The following is a 6,139-nucleotide window of genomic DNA, read 5'->3' as shown; positions in this document are numbered from 1 at the left end:
CACTTCAACCGGATAACTCACTCTTGTCCCCATAGAAAAAACACCTCCAAGTCTAATTTCGGATAACAATCATCCGTATTCAAACTTGAAGGTGTTTTTATTTGTCTCATCTTATGGGGTCAGTCCCATATGATCTGGCGCTTTTTTTTTTGAAAAAACCCTTGAACATTGCCCTCACATCATGTAGGATAACTTCATAGATTACTTTATCACTTAAAAGCGTTTGGGTAATAAAGTAGAGTTTTTATAAAATTTTTTGTATTTCAGTATTTCCATTTGGAATTACTTATAGTAAGATGCATGATAACTACAAAATAAAAAATGAATGTGCAGGGAAAGGATGAAAAAAATGAGCAACACAGAATTAGAGCTTTTAAGGCAGAAAGCAGACGAATTAAATCTACAAATTCTAAAATTAATCAACGAACGCGGAAATGTTGTAAAAGAGATCGGTAAAGCGAAGGAAGCACAGGGTGTCAATCGATTTGACCCTGTCAGAGAACGTACAATGTTAAACAACATCATTGAAAACAATGACGGGCCGTTCGAAAATTCTACCATCCAGCACATTTTTAAAGAGATATTCAAAGCAGGTTTAGAGCTTCAGGAAGAAGATCACAGCAAAGCGCTGCTTGTCTCCCGCAAGAAAAAACCTGAAGATACAATTGTTGATATCAAAGGTGAAAAAATCGGAGACGGCCAGCAAAGATTCATCGTCGGTCCATGTGCAGTAGAGAGCTATGAGCAGGTGGCTGAAGTGGCTGCAGCTGCGAAAAAACAAGGAATTAAAATTTTGCGCGGGGGAGCCTTTAAGCCTCGTACGAGCCCATACGATTTCCAAGGGCTTGGAGTTGAAGGTCTTCAAATTTTAAAACGTGTAGCGGACGAATTTGATCTGGCAGTTATCAGTGAAATTGTAACACCGGCTCATATCGAAGAAGCGCTGGACTACATTGATGTCATTCAAATCGGAGCACGCAACATGCAAAACTTCGAATTGCTGAAAGCGGCCGGCGCAGTGAAAAAGCCAGTGCTTCTGAAGCGCGGACTTGCTGCAACGATCTCTGAATTCATCAATGCGGCTGAATACATCATGTCACAAGGAAACGACCAAATCATCCTTTGTGAGCGCGGTATCAGAACATACGAAACAGCAACGAGAAATACGCTGGATATTTCTGCTGTGCCGATTTTGAAACAAGAAACGCATTTGCCGGTCTTTGTTGATGTAACGCATTCAACTGGCCGCCGCGACCTCTTGCTTCCGACAGCTAAAGCTGCTTTAGCGATCGGCGCAGACGGCGTAATGGCTGAGGTTCACCCTGATCCGTCAGTCGCACTTTCTGACTCTGCTCAGCAAATGGCGATTCCTGAATTCGAAAAATGGCTGAATGAACTGAAACCAATGGTGAAAGTCAACGCTTAATTGAACAATACACAAGGCCGCGTCTGCGGCCTTTTTTTATGCTTTCTCGTTTATTTAGTTATAAAACCCAAGTATACGTTTTCATCATCTATAAAAACGTGTATAATTTCATGAGAAGTATTTAAATTTGATGAATAATGAAAAATAATGTACACTACTGACTTACGCTTACAAATCATAAACGACATAAATTCGGACATTATGACATTTCTCTACATAAAGTGTTTATGCTATAGATAAGGATAAGTGTATCCAGTAAAAGGAGTGGTTTTAGGATGAGCAATATTACGATCTACGACGTAGCGAGAGAAGCTAATGTAAGCATGGCAACCGTTTCCCGTGTCGTGAACGGCAACCCGAATGTAAAACCGACAACACGGAAAAAAGTCTTGGAAGCCATTGACCGTCTCGGCTACCGTCCAAACGCGGTGGCAAGAGGGCTGGCAAGCAAAAAAACAACAACTGTAGGTGTCATCATTCCAGATATCTCAAGCATTTTCTATTCAGAGCTTGCACGCGGAATTGAAGATATCGCGACAATGTATAAATACAACATCATTTTGAGCAACTCTGACCAAAACCTGGAGAAAGAGCTGCACCTGTTAAACACAATGCTCGGCAAACAAGTGGACGGCATCGTGTTTATGGGCGGTAACATTACGGATGAGCATGTTGCGGAATTTAAACGCTCCCCAGTGCCGATTGTACTTGCCGCTTCTGTAGAAGAGCAGGGGGAAACACCGTCAGTCGCTATCGATTACGAACAGGCGATTTATGATGCAGTGAAGCTTTTGGTTGATAAAGGACATACAGAAATTGCATTCGTATCCGGACCAATGACAGAACCGATCAACCGCTCGAAAAAACTGCAAGGCTACAAACGTGCGCTTGAAGAAGCGAACCTTCCGTTTAATGAACAATTTGTCGCTGAAGGGGATTACACATATGATTCCGGACTTGAAGCGCTGCAGCATTTGATGAGCCTGGACAAAAAACCGACAGCCATTCTTTCTGCAACGGATGAAATGGCACTCGGCATTATCCATGCCGCTCAGGATCAAGGCTTATCAATTCCTGAGGATCTCGACATTATCGGCTTTGATAATACAAGATTAAGCCTCATGGTTCGTCCGCAGCTTTCAACAGTTGTTCAGCCGACATATGATATTGGTGCCGTTGCGATGAGACTGCTGACAAAGCTCATGAATAAAGAGCCGGTTGAAGAGCATATCGTCGAACTGCCGCACCGTATAGAGTTAAGACAGTCAACCAAGTCATAAGAAAAACAAGAGAGCAAGCTTCACCTCTAAGGTGAATTCTTGCTTTTTTCATGGGGAGAAATGATGAAACGTTTTGATTATCTTACACCTGTTGGTTTTGTGTTAGGAACGATTATTATTGTTATCGGAATTATTTCAGGATCGGGAGTAAGCGGTTTCCGCTCTTTTCTTGATCTGACCTCTTTCTTCATCGTAACAGGGGGGCTTTGCGCCGCTGTTTTTATCAGTTTTCCGCCGAAAGAGCTGAAAAAAGCGCCGTCTGTGTTAAAGCAGGCATTTATCCGCCAGGAAGACAATGTGAAAGACCTTGTGAAAACCTTTGTCTCTCTTTCTGATCATGCGCGAAAACACGGGCTTTTATCATTGGATGATCAGGCTCGGGAGATCAAAGATCCATTCTTGAAAAAAGGGCTGCTTTTAGCGATTGACGGCTGGGATGAAGAAACGATTCGGCTCGTCATGGACTCCGAAATCGCAGCAATGGAGGAACGGCACCGCAAAGGACGGCGTGTTTTTGAAAAAGCGGGTGAATTCGCTCCGGCATGGGGCATGATCGGAACGCTCGTCGGGCTCGTGCTGATGCTCAAAAACTTAAATGATCCACAAATGCTTGGACCGAATATGGCCGTTGCGCTTCTGACGACCCTATATGGGTCATTGCTGGCAAACATGGTGTTCAACCCGATTGCGGCTAAGCTCGAAGAAAAAACAGAAAGTGAAATCTTCATCAAGCAGGTAATGGTTGAGGGCATTATCGGAATCCAATCCGGTAAAAACCCTCGCAATCTCGAAAGCCAGCTTGTCGTTTTCAGCTCCCGGGAAGAATGGCAGAAGCAGCCGAATCAAGTAAAAATAAAAAAGGGATCTGTACATGAAGCTTAGAAGAGAACGTTTTGAAAGAAGGAATGGAAGCGGGAAAAACAGTCAGTCTTCATCCAGCTGGATGGTCACCTTTACAGATCTGATTACCTTGATCCTTGTGTTCTTTATATTACTTTTTTCGATGTCGCAAATCGATCTGCAAAAATTTAAAGCAGCAGTCGATTCGATCCAAAAGGAAGGCGGCGGCCTCCAGCCGGACCAAACGTCCATAGAAAAAAAGGATACATCGCCAGCCGATGCGGAGAAGCAAGAGGATCAGCAGGATCAGCTTCTCAAGAAAGTAAATACATATATAAAAGACAATCATTTGAAGGCCACAGCCAAACGGGATGAACGCGGTGTCGTGCTCGTTCTGCAGGAGGCTGTGCTGTTTGATACAGGTGAGGCAAAGGTGCTGAAAAATGCCGAAACACTTCTTCACCAAATTGCCGTTCTTCTTCAAACCATTCCAAATGACATTCAGGTGGAGGGCCATACAGACAGCCGAAATATTTCGACATACCGATACCCGTCTAACTGGGAGCTGTCAGCAGCACGGGCGAGCGGAGTCATTCAATATTTCACATCAAAAGAGAATCTTCCATCGAAGCGCTTTATCGCTGTCGGTTATGCGGATACAAAGCCTGTAAAGGATAACAAGACAAACGAACACATGAAGGAAAACCGGCGTGTGGAAATTGTGATCAAAAAATCAAAAACGACCTCTTCGTGAAGGTCGTTTTTTTACTTTGTTCTTTGCTGCTGCTCAAATCGTATTGCATATAATGCTTTGCTGACAGTTTGAGCATTTTTTTCTGTAATTTCGGGCTTGCGGGGAATTGGAGGATATAAATCGTCCGGATCGCTCCAGCTGGACGGAAGGGTAACAGGGCATTGTTTTTGCCACTTAGCGATCCATTCGGGCGGGATATCGCGTCCGGGATCAATTCCCTTCATTTCAAGCCAGATTCTGGCCCAGGCGCGGGGCACGACACGCCAAATATCATATCCGCCGCCTCCGACTGCAATCCATTTCCCTCCGCAATATTGATGCGCTAAAGTGTGTGCAAGCCGGGGAATTTCTTTGTATATGTTGATAGTCGCAGATAAATGCGTCAGCGGGTCATAGTAATGGGCATCGGCGCCGTTTTGGCTGATAATGACATCCGGCTGAAAATAAGCGGCGACTTCTGAAGCTGCTGTCTGGTAAGCTTCAAGAAAAGAATCATCCTCTGTAAAAGCGTCAAGCGGGATATTAAAAGAATAGCCATATCCTTTTCCACTGCCTTTTTCCTGGACTTGGCCGGTTCCGGGGAATAAATACCTTCCTGTTTCATGAATAGACAGCGTGCATACGTCAGGGTTATCGTAAAACGTAAATTGCACACCGTCCCCGTGGTGGGCGTCGGTATCAATATAAAGTACCCTGGCGTTGTATTTTTTCTGAATATATTGAATCGCCACAGCGCTGTCATTATATATGCAAAACCCTGAAGCTCTCCCACGAAAGCCGTGATGAAGGCCTCCTCCAAGGTTGGCCGCATGCAGGGCTTGTCCCGACATTACCCAGTCTGCGGCCGTTAAGGTGCCGCCGACTAAGAGTGATGCAGCTTCATGCATGCCTGCAAAGACAGGTGTATCTTCTGTGCCGAGCCCGTAGCTTTCTCCTTCTTCAGCGGGAAGTTTTCCTCCACCTGCAAGCTTTACCGCCTGAATGTAATCGTCTGTGTGGACAAGGGCAAGCTCCTCTTCAGCCGCGAGTCTTGGACTGACAATGTCTCCATCATCAAAGGCATTGATCGTCTTAAGCAAATCGTATGTTAACAGAACCCGCTGCTGATTAAATGGATGTTCCTGATGAAACATATAGGTTTGATAGGATGGAGAATAGATAAATACGCTGTCTCTCATAGCAGATCCCTTTGCTCTGCCGGCCAGACGACGTGATGACCATTTCTTTGTAATGCCTGCAAAAACGGCAGCGGATTCATCGTTTTTACACGGAAGACAAGCACTTTCACACCGGAATCATCATGCGGATAGACAAGCACACTCAATATTTTTACTTGAAGGTCTTGGCAAAGTCTGCTGATTTGCGCAAGGCTTTTGGTGATGTCGTTTACTTTTATTTCAATTTGCGACCCCGGCTGGTCAGCGCCTGTCAATTTGACAAATGTCCGCAGCAAATCCGTTTTTGTCAAAATGCCTATTAATTTTTGATGCTGTACCACTGGAAGACAGCCGATGCCATGCTCGTAGAACACGGCAGATATTTCTTCGACAAAATCAAGCGGGTGGGCGCAGACGACATCTTTTTTCATAATTGAATCTACGCTTCGTGTGAGAAATCGGCTTCGTTTGCTTTCTTCAAAAATACTTGGGCTGGCCTGTTTCATGTCTCTGTCTGTAATCATGCCGATCACATGGCGGTCTTCATCTACAACAGGCAGATGCCTGATATGGAATTCCTTCAGTTTGCATATTGCTGTTTCAAGCGTATCCGTCTTCGTTAATGTAATGACATCCCTTTTCATGATTTGCTCAACAATCATTATTTTTTCCCCTTTGTCAG

At 44.4% G+C, this 6,139-nt stretch carries 6 protein-coding genes; 4 read left to right on the top strand and 2 right to left on the bottom strand.

The window, feature by feature from the left end; translation table 11 throughout:
- Positions 1–349 precede the first annotated feature (349 nt).
- From LWH95_RS07245 to motS, 4 genes are all read left to right on the top strand, one after another.
- Positions 350–1,426 (top strand): bifunctional 3-deoxy-7-phosphoheptulonate synthase/chorismate mutase, encoded by a 1,077-nt coding sequence (locus LWH95_RS07245; RefSeq protein WP_003223454.1) that lies wholly within the window; start codon positions 350–352, stop codon positions 1,424–1,426.
- 275 nt (positions 1,427–1,701) lie between these two features.
- A complete protein-coding gene (gene ccpA, locus LWH95_RS07240; RefSeq protein ID WP_003237907.1) occupies positions 1,702–2,706 on the top strand; it encodes a catabolite control protein A in 1,005 nt (334 codons plus the stop codon).
- A gap of 63 nt (positions 2,707–2,769) precedes the next feature.
- A complete protein-coding gene (gene motP, locus LWH95_RS07235; RefSeq protein ID WP_232919237.1) occupies positions 2,770–3,588 on the top strand; it encodes a flagellar motor protein MotP in 819 nt (272 codons plus the stop codon).
- Positions 3,578–4,300, top strand: a complete 723-nt coding sequence (gene motS, locus LWH95_RS07230) for a flagellar motor protein MotS (protein WP_019259195.1) — start codon at positions 3,578–3,580, stop codon at positions 4,298–4,300. Before motP ends, motS begins: the two co-directional genes overlap by 11 nt.
- 11 nt (positions 4,301–4,311) lie before the next feature.
- Here the strand turns inward: motS and LWH95_RS07225 are convergent, their stop codons facing one another.
- Together LWH95_RS07225 and LWH95_RS07220 are read right to left on the bottom strand one after the other, a co-directional pair.
- Positions 4,312–5,478 carry an acetoin utilization protein AcuC gene (locus LWH95_RS07225; protein ID WP_232919232.1) on the bottom strand — a complete coding sequence of 389 codons (1,167 nt, stop codon included), beginning with the start codon at positions 5,476–5,478 and terminating at the stop codon, positions 4,312–4,314.
- Entirely contained in the window at positions 5,475–6,119 is a 645-nt protein-coding gene (locus tag LWH95_RS07220) for an acetoin utilization AcuB family protein (protein ID WP_232919231.1), read from the bottom strand. Before LWH95_RS07220 ends, LWH95_RS07225 begins: the two co-directional genes overlap by 4 nt.
- Between the last annotated feature and the right edge of the window lie 20 nt (positions 6,120–6,139).

The organism is Bacillus sp. G16 (genome assembly GCF_021282335.1).
GTDB classification, from domain to species: Bacteria; Bacillota; Bacilli; order Bacillales; family Bacillaceae; genus Bacillus; species Bacillus inaquosorum.
Note: the sequence above shows the minus strand (reverse complement) of the source record. Positions and strands in the feature narration are given on the sequence as shown.